Origin of the sequence: Arenibacter lacus, from assembly GCF_008711145.1 — a bacterium.
GTDB classification, from domain to species: domain Bacteria; phylum Bacteroidota; class Bacteroidia; order Flavobacteriales; family Flavobacteriaceae; genus Arenibacter; species Arenibacter amylolyticus.
The window spans coordinates 1-17,174 of the sequence record NZ_VVIN01000007.1 but is presented as its reverse complement, the minus strand read 5'-3'; the positions used below and the strand labels follow the sequence as shown (position 1 = coordinate 17,174).

Here is a 17,174-nt window from a genome sequence, read left to right as displayed (position 1 = left end):
ATACCATACTACCACCTCCATTCCCCAAAACCTACTAAACAAACCTCCTTTACTTAGCACCTCATCAATCCCAAGAAAAAAATCACTCCAAGAAAATACTACTCGCACTTTTTCCAGACCAATAACCATAGCAACAGCCATAGTTAAATTGCCTCTACCATAGGGTCCTGACTTCTAGTGAAACTATAGCGCATTTTTTTGATGTATCTGCCAACTTAGATAGAACACCAATTTTATGGTATGCTAAGCTGATTTACTTCCAATTGATTAAGTATAAAATCCTGATTAACAGACTTAATCGATAGCGTTGTAAACGGTGCATTGGGAAAGAAGATTTCCGTTAGTACGGTTGATCCTTCATCAAAAAAAAGTTCTAAGGACGTTTTATCCAAGAGGATAGTTCCAGAAAGTTTTTCACTTGTGGAAACTCGTTCCGCAATACTCTTCTTATTAGCAAAGGTTTCGGAAAATCCTGTTTTACCTGATTTACTGCGATCTATAAAAAAGGTATTATCTGTACCGTCGTACCCAAATAACAATACGTCCCCTTGCTTATTAAACAGCTTAAAAGTGAAGCTGTTATTTTTGATGTCTGCAATAGAAAACTTAATTACAGCGCGTGAAAAATCAACCTCCTCTACGTTGATGAGCGCCATTTCTCCATTGACTTGAATGTTTTCCTTTTTATACTTTATCCCATTAAAAGTATACTGCACCCCCTTGTAAGCTTCAATTTCATTAACCGGCATAGACGCTAACCTATAGGATTTATCATCTTTGATAACTTTTATTTCCCTAGCCACAGTCATGGCACTACGCCAGGTTTCGGTAGGAACTTCATTGGCGTATTCCCAATTGGACATCCACCCCATATAAAACATGCTTCCATCTTTAGAGGTAATATTGGAAAAAGTAACCCCTGCATAATTATCTTTTCCATAATCTAACCAATGGTGCTGCCCCTTGTTTAGCTCAGCTTCAAATTCCTTATCCATAGTGAATGATGTACCATCAAAGTCGCCAATGAAATATTGCGTGGCACTCCCCCCATTAGGTCCCCCAGGATTTATACTTACAAGGAGTACCCATTTGGTTTCTTCAGAACCCTCTACGGGTAGGGGAAAAAGATCTGGACACTCCCAGACACCTCCGTGAGTGCCAATTTCCCTATCCCAATCTCCGCCAAATTCCGATAGTAACTCCCAGTTTTTAAGGTTTTTGGAACCGTAGAATAGTACCTTATCATGGGCGGCCAAGACCATTACCCATTTTTCATGTTCTTGATTCCAATATACCTTGGGATCCCTAAAGTCCCTGATCCCTGGATTCTCTATCACAGGATTTCCTGAATATTTGGTCCAGCTAAGCCCCTCATCCAAGGAATAGGCAATGGCCTGCGACTCCACATCTATTTTATTGGCTTCGGCCTTTTTTGGATCGTGATAGGTAAACATGGCAACGATAGGGACTTCTCCCTCCGGCCCAAACCCAGAAGTGTTTTCTAGGTCTACCACAGCACTACCAGAAAAGATATAACCAAGTTCGTCTGGGTACAGTGCAATAGGCTGCTCTTTCCATGTAATCATGTCGGAGCTTATGGCATGGCCCCAATGCATAGGCCCCCATTTATTGCCATCCGGATAATGTTGGTAATACAAATGGTAATACCCATTATAATAGAACATACCATTGGGATCGTTCATCCAACCCACCTTGGGCGTAAAATGAAAATTTGGGCGGTACAATTTCTCTTCCGAGTCTAACGTGCTTATATCTTTAACCTTGGACTCATTCTTCTGCGTCTGGTCCTTACAAGCAAGAACTAAACCAAGACCCACAAAGGCAAGAACTAATTTTAATCTATTATTTATCATATCTAAAGAGGAAGATTAAAGATTAATTTATGTATGCTACTGTTTCACGTTATTACTACTGGGTTTACTGAGGGATTTACTAAGAGCCTCCAAGGAAATCCCCTTGGTCTCGGGCATTATAAAGGCCACAAAGAGCAGCTGCAACACCATCATAAATGCAAAGAATGCGAATACAGTCCCAGCACCTATTGCAGTGAATAGGAAGGGAATTAGGGAAGGAATAACTGCCGCTAAAATCCAATGCACTGAACTCCCAAAAGACTGCCCTGATCCGCGCAGATGATTAGGGAAAATCTCAGATATAAACACCCAAATAACAGTCCCCTGCCCCACGGCATGGGCGGCAATGAACAGGAAAAGGAATATGGCTACAGACATCCCCTCCCAATTCAGGAAAAATGCACAAGACACCAAACTAAGGGAAATTATATAGCCAAAGGAACCTATATACATCAACTGTTTTCTGCCTAGCCTATCAATTAAGAATATGCCAAGGAGCGTAAAAAGAAGATTGGTAACCCCTATACCGATACTGCTCAATAGGGCAGTACTTTCCCCAAGACCCGCCTCCTCCAATATTCTTGGGGCATAATACAAAAAGGCATTAATACCAGAAGTCTGATTAAAAAAGGCCATACAGAATGCAAGGATTAATGGGAGGCGGTATTTCTTCATAAAAATGTTCTCTCCCGACACCTTGTTCTCATTTTCCTGATTTATTTCCAACATTAATTTCTCTACATCTTGGCCAGGATTAATAACCTGAAGTACATTTTTTGCTTCTTCGGTACGCATCTTGGTAAGCAGCCACCTTGGACTCTTAGGAACCGAAAGCACAAAAAGTGTATAAATTAATGCAGGAATAGCCTCTACCCCCAGCATCCATCGCCAAGCATTTTCTCCAATCCCACTTAATAAATAATTAGATAGGAAGGCCACCAATATCCCAAATACGATATTAAATTGGTACAAGCCTACCAGTTTCCCCCTATCCTTGGCAGGGGCAATTTCAGAAATATAGGCAGGGGCGGCAATAGTGGAGGCCCCTACTCCCAATCCGCCTAAGAATCGGAACATGGCAAAGCTAATAGGGTCGTTTGCCAAGGCAGAACCCAGTGCTGATACTGTATAAAACACCCCTATCCAGATTAAGGTTTTCTTTCTACCCAGTCTATTGGTAGGTATTCCGCCCAACAAGGCACCAATAACGGTTCCCCATAAGGCCATGGCCATTACAACAGTTCCATGGAAAACATCCGATGAGCCCCATAAGAGCTGTAGTTTTTTATCGGCACCAGAGATAACTACCGTGTCAAACCCAAATAAAAAACCTGCTAAAGCTGCCGTGATGGACCATATCAATATTTTTCTCATATCGCTATTATTAAGTATAAAGGATTTCGCATTTTAAATATAGTGGTGGTTATTTATTTCAAATGCTACCCCTGTTACAATCCTCTCAGCATCCTTCCTTTCAATGGCCAAAGCACATCACTTTAAAGATAGGAAATGAACTATTAGCAGGAGTTTCATTTTCTACCAAGGTAACAAAAACGTTTAAAATTAACCTATGATAATCAGTATATTGGATGTAAAAGCCATCATTCATCATTTTTATATCCATGAATCTCCCCTTTGCAGAACCTTGATAATCCTGCGGTAGCCTGTCTCCTTACAAGGTAGTAGGGGTAACCCAAAAGATAGCTATACATCACCCCGTAGGATTATGGTAAAAGTAGGCCGTTGATGGTTAGCGGTTAGCGACTAAAAATATAGTATGTATAGGTTTTAAAGTCCCCAAGACAGGGGAAGCACATAATAGACCATGAGTCCAAGTATGATGATAGATATGATATTCATCCATAATCCCGACCTCGTCATATCGTATATTCTTAAATAACCAGAACCAAATACCACTGCATTGGGCGGGGTTGCCACGGGAAGCATAAAGGCACAAGAGGCGGCTGTGGTGGCCGCTACTATTAAAATATAGGGATCAATCTCCAACTTAGCCGCAATGGGTGCTAAAATGGGCAATAGCATGGCAGTTGTTGCCAGATTTGAGGTTACTTCGGTCAAGAAATTTACACAAGTAATCACGATAAAGACAAGTAAAAAAAGGGAGACTCCTATCAGTAGATCAATTTGACTGCCCAGCCATATTGCCAATCCTGTTTCTTGAAATCCGGCTGCCAAAGCCATTCCCCCACCAAACAACAAGATAATTCCCCAAGGAATTCTCACCGAATCGGACCAGGAAAGAAGCTTTTTTTTCTTCTTTTTAGAAGGGATAATGAATAAGACAATCGCTGCCGTCATAGCAATAATGGTATCATCCAATCCCGGAATTAAATGCTGTAAGAGAAAAGAGCGTGTAATCCAACAAAAGGCAGTAAGCACAAAGACCACAAGCACCAATTTCTCTTCAAATTGCATGGGGCCCAACTCTTTTATGAGTCGGTTAATTTCTGGTTTCCCCCCTGGAAATTCCTTCTGCTTAAACTTAAAGGAAACTCGAGTTAAATAGACCCACGCTATCCCCAATAATATGATAGAAATTGGCAAACCAAATTTAAACCATTGTAAAAAAGTAATTTCAACTCCGTATGTTTTCTGAACAAACCCTGCCATTACCAGGTTGGGTGGTGTACCAATTAAGGTGGCAATTCCGCCAATAGAGGCAGAATAGGCAATACCAAGCATCAATGCCTTTCCAAAAATAGCATTTTCATCCTCTTTGGTGGTAGGGTTGTCCTTTAATTGGGCTACCATGGACATCCCTATGGGCAACATCATCACCGAAGTAGCCGTATTGGAAATCCACATGGACAAAAAAGCGGTAGCAATCATAAATCCGAGGATCACCCTATAAATATTAGTGCCAATGATTCTTATAATGTTTAAGGCAATCCGCCTATGCAGGTTCCATTTTTCTATCGCTATTGCCAAAAAGAACCCTCCCAAATACAAAAACACATACTTATCCCCATAGGCAGCTGTGGTATCCTCTATTTTCATAATACCCGCCATGGGGAAAAGAATTAATGGAATTAGGGCGGTTACGGCAATGGGCACCGCTTCCGTAATCCACCAAATAGCGATCCAACAGGTAGCTGCCAGCATAAGATAGGCGTTCTGGGGCATATCTGTGGGGACATCAAAAAAAAGGAAGGTTAAAAAGGATAAGGGACCTGCTAATAGGGCCAAGGTGTTTTTTGGTATGGTCATCTCGTAGAATATATGAGCCTAAGCTATTTAAAAAAACAATAAGGAGAAAGCATTGCATGCACTTTCCCTAAAGCAACCAGCTATTTTTATGGATTCCCATTCTGTATTCTTACCTTAGGGATTTAATTCTTACATTAAGACAATTAACGCATGGCAAGCCCGCCTGAATAGTACGGGCAGGCCCATGAGAGGACGGTTGGAAAATTAAGATAGTAAGTCGATCAAAGTATCGCAGCATTCAAATTTCACTAAGTGAGTAAAAACTATAGTTATGTGTTTTGGAACTAGGGTAACCACTTCCATCAAGGATTTGCAAAAATATTACAATGTAACCAAGCTGGTTGGGAAAACTCCAGTGGAAGACAATTTAATGTACCACCACGCCAACGGATGGGCCCATCCATTGATGTGGATCATTCCCCAAGAAAAAAATCAGCATATTACTCCCTCTATGTGGGGCATTATGCCAGCAAATGGCTTGGGAGCAGATTATCAGACTTATTATAAGGGTGCTGCAAGGTTTGGAGCCGGATTAAATGCCCGCTCCGAAAAACTCTTCGATCATTTTATTTATAAGCACAGTGCTTACTCCAAGCGCTGTATTATTCCTGTTGACGGTTTCTTTGAGCCCCATACCGCACCCAAAAATTTTAAAGTCCCGTTCTATTTTGAACGAATCAACAGAGAACCTATTAGCCTTGCCGGTATATATACTACCACCAAGGATGGGTACAATACCTTTACGATTCTTACCAAGGAGGCCACTCCCCTCTTCGAAAAAATACACAATACCAAAAAAAGAAGACCGGTAATTCTACAGGATGACGCTATTGAAACCTGGTTGCATGCAGGCCTATCACAAAACGAGATAGAAGCCGTGATAAAGCAAGATATGCCCGACTCTGAACTAAAGGCCTACCCTATCAGTAAAGACCTATATAGCCGCAAGATAGATTCTAATCGGCCCGATATTATAAAGGAAGTCCCCTACCAGGAATTGGAGATAGAATATTGAATGGGGAGAGAGGTTAGAGGTTGGCACTACCACCTTATACCCACGTATTTAAAATTTCTCAGGAACTACTAATTTAAGGGCTTCAACACTTATTTATTTTTTTAATAATTAGGGAAATAACAGTTTATCAAGTTAAAGAGAAACTCTATTATGGGGCAAGGGACCAAAAACCAGTAGAAGTACTGTTTCATATTTTGTACCCAATTTTTCTTTTAAAATTTTGAAAGCCTTAGTTATCTGTCCCTCTACAGTTTTTGTAGAAATTTCTAAATAATTCGATATTTCAATATTAGTAAGTCCTTCCTTTTTACTTAAAATAAAAACTTGTTTGCATTTTGGTGGTAATTCATGAATAGCCTCGGTAAGCATTGATAACATTTTTTGAATATGGCTTTCCTTATTCTCTTCAACTACCATCTCCAAAGCTTCAATATATTTCTTCTCGATCGCCAATACAGATTTGTTCTTTCGGTACTGATCTATAAACTTATTATACACCGACCTGTAAAGTAAATTCTGGATAGAAAAATCAGGTTTTAGCCTTTTTCTGTTTTCCCAAACCTGTACAAAAACACTTTGAACAATATCTTCCGCCATTTGATGGTCCCGGACCAAGCTATTGGCATACACACATAAACGATGATGATACTCCTCTACCACATACACATAAGCGGCTTCATCTCCCTTTTGCAAGCCTACTATTAATGTAGAAGGGTCATCAAAATGATGTTTCATAGGTTAGATTGGCGATTAGTTGGTTATATAAAGGGAAATTATGAAAAAATAATGTGAAAAAGCAAGGGTTATTAAAAACAGCTTCGTATTAGCGATAGATTAAAGAAAGAATGAAATCAAATTATATACAAGAACTGATAGTAAAATACCTGACCCGCTCAATATCCGCAAAAGAAATGGAAGAGCTTGAAGTAGCCTTGAAAACGCCTTCCAACGAGGAAATGTTCAGCAAGTTTACAGAAATCAATTATTTCATTGACCATAAAATGAATAGCTACAATACTGAAAAATCAAAATCACTCTTAATCAATAAGATAAGAAAAGATAAGAGACGGTCCTTTCAACCTAAAATAAAAAGTATTCTCAAGTATGCCGCCGTAATTGGCATTTCTATTGGTGTTGGATATTTAGCCAATGAATTGCTTTCTATTAACCCCCCTATCAAAAACAATATATCTACCAACAATTTTGTTACCCTAGAACTGGAAGATGGTAACATCCAGGTTATTTCAGAGGACGGTGCTTCCGAGGTGAGGGATGCCCATGGTAAATTAATAGGCTCCCAAAATGGACATCAATTGGTATATACAAATAATTCGAAGACTATTACTAGTGTTCCTATATATAACACCCTGCATGTTCCCAATGGTAAACATTTTGAGTTACAACTATCAGATGGCACTGTAGCTCATCTCAATGCCGGCTCTTCCATAAAATATCCAGTAGTGTTCGCAGAAAAACAAGAACGTAAGGTTTTCTTAACTGGTGAAGCTTTTTTAGATGTGGCCAAGGATACTGCACGTCCCTTTTTGGTAGCTGCGGACGATTTTAAAATAAAGGTATTTGGAACCAAGTTTAATGTGTCGGCCTACCCTGAAGATAAAACCAAAGAAGTAGTCTTGGTAGAGGGTTCTGTTGGACTGTATTCCGAGAACAATTTTACCGATAAAAAGGAGGGAACCATGCTAACCCCAGGATTTAAAGGAAGTTATGACATTGCTGATGGAAGTATTACAACAGAGCCTGTAATTACGAGTATTTACACCTCTTGGGTACAGGGAGTTTTAGTTTTTAGAAATATGACCTTCGAAAACATCCTTAAAAAATTAGAACGTCATTATGATGTGCAGATTATTAACAATAATATAAAATTATCGGGTGAAAAATTTAATGCCAGTTTTGACGACATGCCTATAGAACAGGTGTTAGCGTACTTTAAAGGGGCCTATGAAATTAACTATTCCATAACGGACGACGACCTAATTATTGTCTACTAAACATCTAAACTTGCAAAAAAATAAGCCACTAAAATTAACTGCCTATGTAAAATAATCGACCATCAAAAATTCAATTTAAATTTCATTTTGGAGAGCGTATTTCAATATATATCAAGTGCTATCTCTGCCCTCAATATTAAATTGATCAGAAAAAAGTTTAACCACAATCAAACACTTTGAAAGTATGAAAAAAAAATATTACGGGCTAATTAATTGGTCTTGCCCACAGCTGAAATTCAATTTTAAAAAGAGACTTAGTTTGCTATTCATGTTATGGGCCTTTTTTGCCATGCAGGCCAATCCATCGTATTCACAGCAGACAGAAATCACCCTGAACCTGACCAATGTTTCTGTAGAAAGAATCATTGATGAAATAGAAAGTAAAACCGATTTTCATTTCGTCTACCAGATTAAGGAGGTAGATTTAAATCGTGTTGTTAGTATCAACGTGCAAAAGGAAAAGGTTACCAATATCTTGCAATCTATCTTTAGTAATACAAGAACAACCCATGAGGTGTTGGACAAGCAAATATTTTTAAAAGAGCGCATTTCTTCTCCTACAGCTTTAACCCACCAAGCCTATGCAGAAGTACAGACCAAAATCTCTGGTCAGGTTACCGATGAAACTGGGACCCCCCTTTCCGGTGCAAACATTCTTGAAAAAGGAACAACAAATGGGGTGATTGCTGATTTTGATGGTAATTTTTCTCTTGAAGTCAGCAGTGAGAATGCTGTTCTGGTCATTTCCTACCTAGGCTTTTTAACCAAGGAACAGCCTATAGCAGGGCTACAGCAATTAAATGTTGTACTCCAAGAAGACTCTGCCAAATTGGATGAAGTAATCGTTACAGGGTATACATCTCAGAGAAAAAGCGACCTTACTGGTGCAGTCTCCATAGTAAATATTGATGAGATGACGGACCAGCCCTTGGCCAGTGTTAATGAGATTGTACAAGGTAGATCCGCAGGTGTTGAGGTACTTAGCTCCAATTCTCCCGGTGGTAATGCCGCAATCCGAATTAGAGGGTTTAGTACCATTAGAAATAACGATCCCTTGTATGTTATAGACGGTGTTCCAACCACATCAGGAATCAACCTTATAAACCCCAATGACATAGAGTCACTGCAGGTTCTTAAAGACGCTTCCTCCGCATCCATTTATGGTTCCAGAGCTGCCAATGGGGTGGTTGTAATTACCACAAAAAAAGGACGCGAGGGTAAAGTGAAAATAGCTTATGATGGTTATGCTGGTGCAATGACAGTTATGCAATTACCAAAATTAGCAAGCGCCTCTCAGTATGGGGAAGGACTTTGGCAAGCTTTTGCCAACGATGGCATTACACCTTCAAATGATATTTACGGCTCCGGGAGCACTCCGGTCATCCCCGCTTTTCTAGATGCCGAAAACACCATTCCATCTGCAAATACAGATTGGTTGGGAGCCTTGTTCAACACCGCTTTGGTTACCTCCCATAACATCTCCTTTTCTAGTGGTACGGATACTTCCAACAGCTTTTTCTCCTTAGGGTATTATAAGCAGGATGGTATTTTAAAACATACAGGATTTGACCGTTATACTTTTAGGGCCAATACCAATTATAAACTTGGAAGCAAGGTTACCGTAGGGGAGAATTTCTCCTTTTCACTATCCAAAAACACCGACATTAATACCAATGCACTTCTTGGGAGTCCTATTTACAGTGCATTCCTTATGCCTTCCATAGCCCCCGTTTACAATACCAATGGAGAGTTTACCGGATATCCTTTAGACGATATAGAGAATCCCCTTGGTAGACTATATAGGAATAGGAACAATGAAGATCAAACATTGCGACTTTTTGGAAATGTATTTGCTGAAATTGAACTAGCTAAAGGTCTTACCTTTAAAACTAACTATGGTCTTACAGCAAGTAATTTTTCTGCCACCAATTTTAGTCCAACCTATAAGGAACCCAATACCCAACGCGTAGCCGCAAGTTTAAGTAAGTCCGAGCAAAAGTTGATGGAGTGGACTTTTACCAACACCTTAAATTACGATGCTTCTTATAATGATTTACACAATATCAACCTATTGGCAGGTTATGAGAGCATTGAATCAAAGCTAGAAACATTGTCCGCTTTCCGTCAAGGATTCCCAGGAAACGATCCCAACTTTCAAGTCCTGAATGCAGGGGATGCCGGTACCCAACAAAACTCCAACGCTAAGATAGAGAGCTCACTAGTCTCCTATTTTGGGAAAGCAAATTATAGTTATGACGATCGGTACTTAGCCTCCTATACCCTTAGAAGGGATGGCACCTCTAAACTGGCCAATAATAAATGGGGAACCTTTTCTGCCGCTTCCTTGGGATGGAAGATATCGAACGAAGCATTCTTCCAGAGTGAGAATATAAACGACTTAAAATTACGTTTGGGATGGGGCCAAAATGGTAATCAGGACATCCCCCCCTATGTAACCTCTAGCGGTTATTTTAGTAATCCTTTTAATTCCAATTATTCCATGGATGGCACTCAAAATAGCGTTTACAACGGATATATTATGTCTAGAAACAGTAACCCAGATTTAAAATGGGAGACTACTGAACAGTATAATATAGGTCTAGACCTTGGCTTACTATCCAACAGACTAACTTTCACCTTGGATTATTTTGATAAGACAACAGAAGACCTGTTGTTAGAACGCCAATTGGCTCCTGTAGCCGGAGGCACCAACAGCTCTGTATGGGATAATGTGGGAACCATGAACAATAAAGGTTTTGAGTTGGGCGCCAATTATCGTAATGACTATGATAGGGAACTACAAGTTTCAGCTGGACTTAACTTATCGATTATTCGCAATGAGCTCACTTCCTTAAAAGAAGGGGTAGATTTTGTTGGCATTGATCCTGTAACCCTGCATACCAATAATTTTGACCAAGAAGTATCTAGAACGGCGGTAGGCCAACCTATTGCTTCCTTTTATGGATGGGTTGCCGATGGGATTTTTCAAGACCAAGCAGAAATTGATGCGCACCCTTTCCAAAATGCTGCCACCGCCCCAGGAGATATTCGTTTTAGGGATATAAACAATGATAACGTGATTGATGATAAGGACCGGCAGTTTATTGGTAATCCACACCCAGACTTCAGTCTTAACCTCAACCTTAATTTTGAGTATAAGAATTTTGATCTAACCACATTCTTCCGCTCATCCTTTGGCAATGACGTGTATGATCTGACCCGATATTACTCCGATTTTTATAATCTATCATCGTACAACAAACATTCTAGGATTGCCGATGCTTGGACACCCACCAATACGGGCTCGTCCATACCCCGACTATCCTTAAACGACCCTAACAATAACATTAGACCCTCTAGTTATTACGTAAAAGATGGAACTTTTGTTAAGTTGCAAACACTGCAAATGGGGTACAACTTTACAAGTAGCACCCTAGAGAGCCTTTCCCTAAGTAGATTAAGGCTATATCTAAACCTACAGAATGTATTTACAATTACTGGCTATGATGGAATAGACCCAGAGATTGGTCTTCAGAACTACCGTTCGGATGACCGTAACTTGGATATTGGGGTAGATCGGGCTATTTACCCTCCATCGCGAACGTATACTTTGGGATTGAATATTGCTTTTTAATCATTAAAAAATAAAGAAATGAAACAGATTATATATTTTACATTAACCATACTACTGGTTTCATGCTCCTCTGATTTTTTGGAAAGAGATCCCTATGGACAATTAACCCAAGAACAGATTACTAAGGAAGAAAATTTAGAATCATTAGTTGTTGGAGCCTACAGCATTTTAAACGGACAGATAGACAATGCTAGTAATGCCTTTAATTCCCCTGCCTCCAATTGGAGTTTTGGGGATGTAGTGTCCGATGATGCCTATAAAGGCGGAGGAGGTACTGGTGATCAGAACAATATTCACCAAATGGAAATTTTTAGCACCAATCCTTCTTTAATAGACATCGAAAGAAAATGGAAGGCACTTTATGAAGGAGTAAGACGCTCTAATTTAGTTATTGGCGTATTGAATGAGTCCGAGGATATTTCTGCAGATTTGAAAGAACAACGGTTGGCAGAAATGAAATTCTTAAGAGGGCATTTTTATTTTGAGCTTAAGAAAATCTATAACAGAATACCATTCTTAGATGAGAATGCCACTTCCTTAACAGATTTTCAAGTTTCCAATTCAGAGCTTTCCAATGAACAGCTCTGGGGAAAAATCGAAGCCGATTTTAATGCTGCCTATGCTACCCTCCCGGCTATCCAATCACAAAAAGGACGACCTACTAAATATGCCGCCATTGCCTATTTAGCAAAGGTATATCTCTTTCAAGAAAAATGGGACCAGGTACTTTCCGCAACGGAAGATGTAATTTTAAATGGAGGATATAGCCTAATGGATAACTTTGAGGATGTTTTTCTTCCAGAAAACGACAATGGTCCCGAAGTGATTTTTAGTATACAGAATTCCATAAATGATGGTGCTCCCAACAATTACAATGGCTCTATTGGCGACCGTTTGTTAGCACCAGGAGGCCCGAGATACCCTGCATACGGATTTCTTCGCCCCACTCAAAACTTGGTAAACGCCTTTAAGACCAATGTTATGGGTTTACCTACCATGGACAATTCTGAATTAACTATGGACGATAATGTGGATCCAAGAATAGATTATACCCTTGGAAGACCGGGAATACCCTATAAGGATCTTGGTATTTTATACCAAGCAGATTGGGCTAGAGACCTTGCCACCTATGGCCCATATGGTCCTAAGAAAAGATTGGTTTCGGCCAATTCATCCAATCACCTTACAGTGTGGCCCTATGTAAATGCCTTAAATTACTACATTATCCGCTATGCCGATGTGTTGTTGTGGAGGGCAGAAGCGCTTATTCACAAAGATGATCTGGAAGGTGCCCGCACGCTAATCAATACCATTAGAAAAAGAGCAAGGGACGGCAACAAGGTGATGACTTTGGATGGAAGTTCTCCCGCTGCCAATTATGTTATTGAAGAATATCCTCCATTTACGGATGCAGAACAAGCGATGACAGCCCTAAGAATGGAAAGAAGGTTAGAGTTTGCCCATGAAGGCCATCGCTTTTTTGATCTAGTCCGGTGGGGAATAGCAGAACAGGTAATGAATAACTATGTTGCGGAGGAAAAAGATATTCGCCCCTATCTCAATGGTGTGAACTTTATTGGAGGGAAACATGAATACTTTCCAATACCACAATCCCAAGTTGACCTTGGTGGAACCAATGAAAATGGAGACCCACTTATTACTCAAAACCCAGGGTATTAAGAAGTAGCCAAGAAATTGTTAGTTCGTATTGGTTATAAAAGGGGGCGAGATTTAATCTCGCCCCTTTCTAATTTTATATGAATGTTTAGGTTCATGAAGCTTAGCTTATAATTAAGGAATACTGTTATCCCTTAGGCTATAACCACCCCCTTAGAATTCCCAGATTTTTCTAATTCAAATTCCTACTATTCCAATCCAATTCAGTTATAAAGTTTCCGACAGGCTTGGACAATATGATTAGACATGAAATCAATGAAAAATAATGGCCATAGGTTGGTAGCTTGTTAATGGCTAGAGGTAAGGTTTCATTTCGTCCTCATCACCGCCTAAGGTAAATAAGGCAGTAAAATTATAAATTGTGACCCGCCCTCCGCATTGTCTTTTAATTCAATACGACCCTCATGAAGATCCACGATCTTTTTGCAATAAGCCAGCCCCAATCCCTTACCGCTTTCTCTATGAAATTTATTTAAAAGTCCAAAAAAATTACCTTGATCAATATCTGGAAATCCCTTGGAATTATCCCTGACCCGGATTTGGATGAAGTCTGTATACCGGTAGGCGTCTTGTACAGTCTTATAATAGTTATCCTTGATAAGCTCGGATGCAATTGAAATATGTAAGGGCTTATCCTCGCTTCTAAACTGGTAGGCATTGAATAATAATTCTTTCAACACCCAAGTTAGTTTAGGTATATCTGCGCGAATTTCCTTCACTTTTAAGCCGCTTACATCTGGTTGAATTTTAGGAATATTCAGCGTAGTGATGGCCGACTTAATCATTTCCTCCAAGTTTCCTGTAGTGAAGTCGTTCATCCTTCTTTCCAAGGAATGATAACGCTGCAACCTCGTTAGTAAGTCCCGAGAATACTCCGACAGCCCTTGAAGCTTCTTTAGATAAAATCCAAATTCTTCTCCAACTTGATCTTTCTCAATCTTATCTTCTAGAAGGCCTGCAAATAATTGCATTTTACGTAGCGGTTCTTGCATATCATGGGAAAGCACTTTATTGAACTCCACATGCTCTTGGTTAATGCGTTTTAATTCACGTAATTGTTGTTCTAATAAATCCTGATGCCTTTCTAATTTGGCCTTCATTTTTAACAACAAATCGTTCTCTTTGAGCGCCTTTTCTGCCGCTTGCTTGGCCTCTAAAATACCTTTCTCGTATTTATTTCGCTTAGCCATGTGAAGGCCTACCGCTTGCACCGTCGGAACTTGCGCATTGTTAGATAAGACCATATTCATAAGAACTGGATATTCTATTCCCGATTTGGAGTTTAGGGATAAGAACATTTCATCTACCTTACCCTGCATCATAAGCATAGGTGAAAAATGAGTCTTATAAAATATACGGCTACCACCTGTTAGCAGGTTCTCAAATCGTAGGCTACCAATGACCTCCTCCTCGCTATATTCCAAATGGTCTAGCATCATCTGGTTAATTTGTGTTAAATAACCATCTACTGAAAAGGAAAAAAAATAACAAGGGGGATTAATATTCACGGATTCATTTAATTCATTAGTTCAACTAGGCAACGATATTTTCACTCTGCAAGTATTGTTGGATGTACTTAATAGTTTCTTTTGGGTGACTCATATGTGGACAATGTCCGGTTGCCTTCATAGGCTTTAGTACACTGTTCTTTAAATTAGCATGTACATAGGCTCCCACCTTTTCATTGGCAATGTCATCTTCTGCACATTGCAGAATAAGGCTCGGAACCTTTACCTTAGGAAGGTCCTCCCTATTGTCCGAAAAAAAAGTAACTCTGGCAAAATTGCCCGTAATCTCTTTATCCATGGAGCAGAAACTTTCTTCAAGTTCCTGGACAAGTTCTGGCCTCTCTGTATTCTTCATCACCACGGGTGCCAGAAAACTAGCCCAACCAACATAATTATTTTCCATAACTTCCATAAGGCCTTGTAAATCCTTTTCTTCAAAACCTCCTATGTAGTCGGACTTATTAATGTAACATGGAGAAGGACACACTAGAATCAATGACCGGAATAAATGGGGCTGTTGAATGGAGGCGAGCATGCCAATCATAGAACTTACTGAATGACCTACCAAGATGACGTTTTTAAGGTTTAGTGTAGTGCATATATCAAGAATATCTTGGGCGTATCCGTGCAGCGAACCGTAGCGATCTTCATTATATTGCTCAATATCCGATTTTCCGCAACCAACATAATCAAACAACACCAATTTATACTCGTCTTCAAAAGCGGGTGTAATATATCGCCACATTTGCTGATCGCATCCAAAGCCGTGTGCAAACATAATTACTTGGTCTCCCTTGCCAATTACCTTTACATTATTTCTTTTTAATGTATCCATGCACTATCATTTTTCCTAAAGATAGAAAAATGTATAAACAATATATGCCATCCCCAATAATTAGCCATATTTCTATTTATATGAGTTTTCCTTTCCTTTAGTAGGGCTGCTTTATTCCCTAAGGTTCAAATCAAATAAGTGAAGAATCCCAGTATTCATTTTTAGCTTCTATACACTCCCATGACAGCAGGACAAGTTTCTCAGCCTAAAACCAAATAAATTGGGAAGGTAAATCTACCACAACAAAGGAAATGACCAATACTCCAATAGCCGCCCTTTTATTTAATGCCATGTTCAAGTGATAAGTGCAACTGGCCAGGTTGATTTTAATTTTTCTATTGGACTAATGTAGCCAAACTTTCTTATTCTTCGATTATTGATCAATTTTTCTATTTCCCTGATCCGGCTTTCGCTAATGAGGTTCAGGTCTGTTTTCTTTGGTAAAAACCTTCTAATGAGCCCTATCCTGTTCTCTACAGTCCCTTTGTCCTGTGAGGTATAAGGTCTCGTAAAATAGGTTTTAACATTGTGCTTTGCAGCAATTTCCTTATGTCCTGTAAATTCTTTTCCATTGTCAAAGGTTAGTGTCTTGATCCAACTGTTTCCTATTCTTGATATCCTGTTACTTATTTTGTCCTGAACAATTTTAGAATCCTTGCCGTCCAAGAGATCTAAGGTGGTGATGAGGGTCTTTCTCTCTGTCATTACCAATAGAGCGGATTTGTGGTCCTTTCCCATCATTAGATCCACCTCGACATCGCCTAAGCGCTCCCGGCGGTTCACTACATCGGGACGGTCCTCTATAGACACCCTGTCCTTTATGGTCCCCCTGGTATTCTTATAGTTGCCACGTTTAAACCTTCTCCTGCCATGCCTTAAATAACGGTAGAGGTCTTTATAGGGTAAATTTTCCTTACGGTTGCTTTTCTTGGCTTCCCATATCCATTGATAAAGACACTCCAGGGAGACACCTTCTATCCCCAGTACCTTCCATTCGACCGCTATAAGTTCTGGGCTCCAACGTTCCTTCCTAAGCCATCCCGCTGCTTGATCCTTGAGCTCTTTGGTTAGCTTGGTGAACTTGTGCTTGTCCTTATGACGGGCTTCAGTTTTTCGCTGGGCTAAATGCGGTATATATTTACCGGCATGCAGGCCACGTTTTCCCGTGTTCCTTTCTAGTTCACGACCTATTGTAGATTTATGGACGCCGATTATGACGGCTATCTCAGTTTTCGATTTTCCTGCCTTCAGAAGAGCACCAATTTGGTATCTTTGCTCTGGACCAAGCTGTTTATATATTTTTTTCACAAATCAAATTTAGCACTTGGCCAATCATTGGGGGCTAGCCCCCAATGATTTTAATTTGAGTTGCACTTATTAGTTGAACTTAC

General features: G+C 39.8%; 11 protein-coding genes. 4 read left to right on the top strand and 7 right to left on the bottom strand.

Annotated elements, in window-relative coordinates; all coding sequences use genetic code 11:
• Positions 1–233 precede the first annotated feature (233 nt).
• The 3 genes from F1E73_RS04110 to F1E73_RS04100 form a co-directional block, all read right to left on the bottom strand.
• Entirely contained in the window at positions 234–1,874 is a 1,641-nt protein-coding gene (locus F1E73_RS04110; protein WP_150451169.1) for a glycoside hydrolase family 32 protein, read from the bottom strand.
• A gap of 36 nt (positions 1,875–1,910) precedes the next feature.
• Positions 1,911–3,248, bottom strand: coding sequence for a sugar porter family MFS transporter (locus F1E73_RS04105; RefSeq protein WP_150451168.1), 1,338 nt, complete (start codon positions 3,246–3,248; stop codon positions 1,911–1,913).
• A gap of 414 nt (positions 3,249–3,662) precedes the next feature.
• The gene (locus tag F1E73_RS04100; protein ID WP_150451167.1) at positions 3,663–5,102 is read right to left on the bottom strand and encodes an SLC13 family permease; all 1,440 of its coding nucleotides are present in this window, start codon (positions 5,100–5,102) and stop codon (positions 3,663–3,665) included.
• Positions 5,103–5,373: 271 nt separating this feature from the next.
• Here F1E73_RS04100 and F1E73_RS04095 point away from each other — a divergent pair, with 271 nt between their 5' ends.
• Positions 5,374–6,117, top strand: a complete 744-nt coding sequence (locus F1E73_RS04095; RefSeq protein ID WP_086477822.1) for an SOS response-associated peptidase — start codon at positions 5,374–5,376, stop codon at positions 6,115–6,117.
• Between the two features lie 132 nt (positions 6,118–6,249).
• Here the strand turns inward: F1E73_RS04095 and F1E73_RS04090 are convergent, their stop codons facing one another.
• Positions 6,250–6,852, bottom strand: coding sequence for an RNA polymerase sigma factor (locus tag F1E73_RS04090; protein WP_150451166.1), 603 nt, complete (start codon positions 6,850–6,852; stop codon positions 6,250–6,252).
• Positions 6,853–6,962: 110 nt separating this feature from the next.
• Here F1E73_RS04090 and F1E73_RS04085 point away from each other — a divergent pair, with 110 nt between their 5' ends.
• From F1E73_RS04085 to F1E73_RS04075, 3 genes are all read left to right on the top strand, one after another.
• A complete protein-coding gene (locus F1E73_RS04085) occupies positions 6,963–8,129 on the top strand; it encodes a FecR family protein (RefSeq protein ID WP_150451165.1) in 1,167 nt (388 codons plus the stop codon).
• Between the two features lie 184 nt (positions 8,130–8,313).
• Entirely contained in the window at positions 8,314–11,763 is a 3,450-nt protein-coding gene (locus F1E73_RS04080; protein ID WP_223883348.1) for a SusC/RagA family TonB-linked outer membrane protein, read from the top strand.
• An 18-nt stretch (positions 11,764–11,781) separates the two neighbouring features.
• A complete protein-coding gene (locus F1E73_RS04075; protein ID WP_150451164.1) occupies positions 11,782–13,443 on the top strand; it encodes a RagB/SusD family nutrient uptake outer membrane protein in 1,662 nt (553 codons plus the stop codon).
• Positions 13,444–13,769: 326 nt separating this feature from the next.
• Here F1E73_RS04075 and F1E73_RS04070 read toward each other — a convergent pair whose 3' ends face one another.
• The 3 genes from F1E73_RS04070 to F1E73_RS04060 form a co-directional block, all read right to left on the bottom strand.
• A complete protein-coding gene (locus tag F1E73_RS04070) occupies positions 13,770–14,879 on the bottom strand; it encodes a sensor histidine kinase (RefSeq protein WP_086477821.1) in 1,110 nt (369 codons plus the stop codon).
• A gap of 94 nt (positions 14,880–14,973) precedes the next feature.
• Positions 14,974–15,783 carry an alpha/beta fold hydrolase gene (locus F1E73_RS04065; protein WP_150451163.1) on the bottom strand — a complete coding sequence of 270 codons (810 nt, stop codon included), beginning with the start codon at positions 15,781–15,783 and terminating at the stop codon, positions 14,974–14,976.
• A gap of 294 nt (positions 15,784–16,077) precedes the next feature.
• Positions 16,078–17,091: an IS30 family transposase gene (locus F1E73_RS04060; RefSeq protein ID WP_150451162.1), complete on the bottom strand. Its 1,014-nt coding sequence runs from the start codon at positions 17,089–17,091 to the stop codon at positions 16,078–16,080.
• Positions 17,092–17,174: the final 83 nt, after the last annotated feature.

Coding starts and splice junctions, on each gene's coding strand:
- F1E73_RS04080 (WP_223883348.1), top strand. CDS start 8,314: ATGAAAAAAAAATATTACGGGCTAATTAATTGGTCTTGCCCACAGCTG.
- F1E73_RS04095 (WP_086477822.1), top strand. CDS start 5,374: ATGTGTTTTGGAACTAGGGTAACCACTTCCATCAAGGATTTGCAAAAA.
- F1E73_RS04090 (WP_150451166.1), bottom strand. CDS start 6,852: ATGAAACATCATTTTGATGACCCTTCTACATTAATAGTAGGCTTGCAA.
- F1E73_RS04105 (WP_150451168.1), bottom strand. CDS start 3,248: ATGAGAAAAATATTGATATGGTCCATCACGGCAGCTTTAGCAGGTTTT.
- F1E73_RS04075 (WP_150451164.1), top strand. CDS start 11,782: ATGAAACAGATTATATATTTTACATTAACCATACTACTGGTTTCATGC.
- F1E73_RS04070 (WP_086477821.1), bottom strand. CDS start 14,879: ATGATGCTAGACCATTTGGAATATAGCGAGGAGGAGGTCATTGGTAGC.
- F1E73_RS04065 (WP_150451163.1), bottom strand. CDS start 15,783: ATGGATACATTAAAAAGAAATAATGTAAAGGTAATTGGCAAGGGAGAC.
- F1E73_RS04110 (WP_150451169.1), bottom strand. CDS start 1,874: ATGATAAATAATAGATTAAAATTAGTTCTTGCCTTTGTGGGTCTTGGT.
- F1E73_RS04100 (WP_150451167.1), bottom strand. CDS start 5,102: ATGACCATACCAAAAAACACCTTGGCCCTATTAGCAGGTCCCTTATCC.
- F1E73_RS04085 (WP_150451165.1), top strand. CDS start 6,963: ATGAAATCAAATTATATACAAGAACTGATAGTAAAATACCTGACCCGC.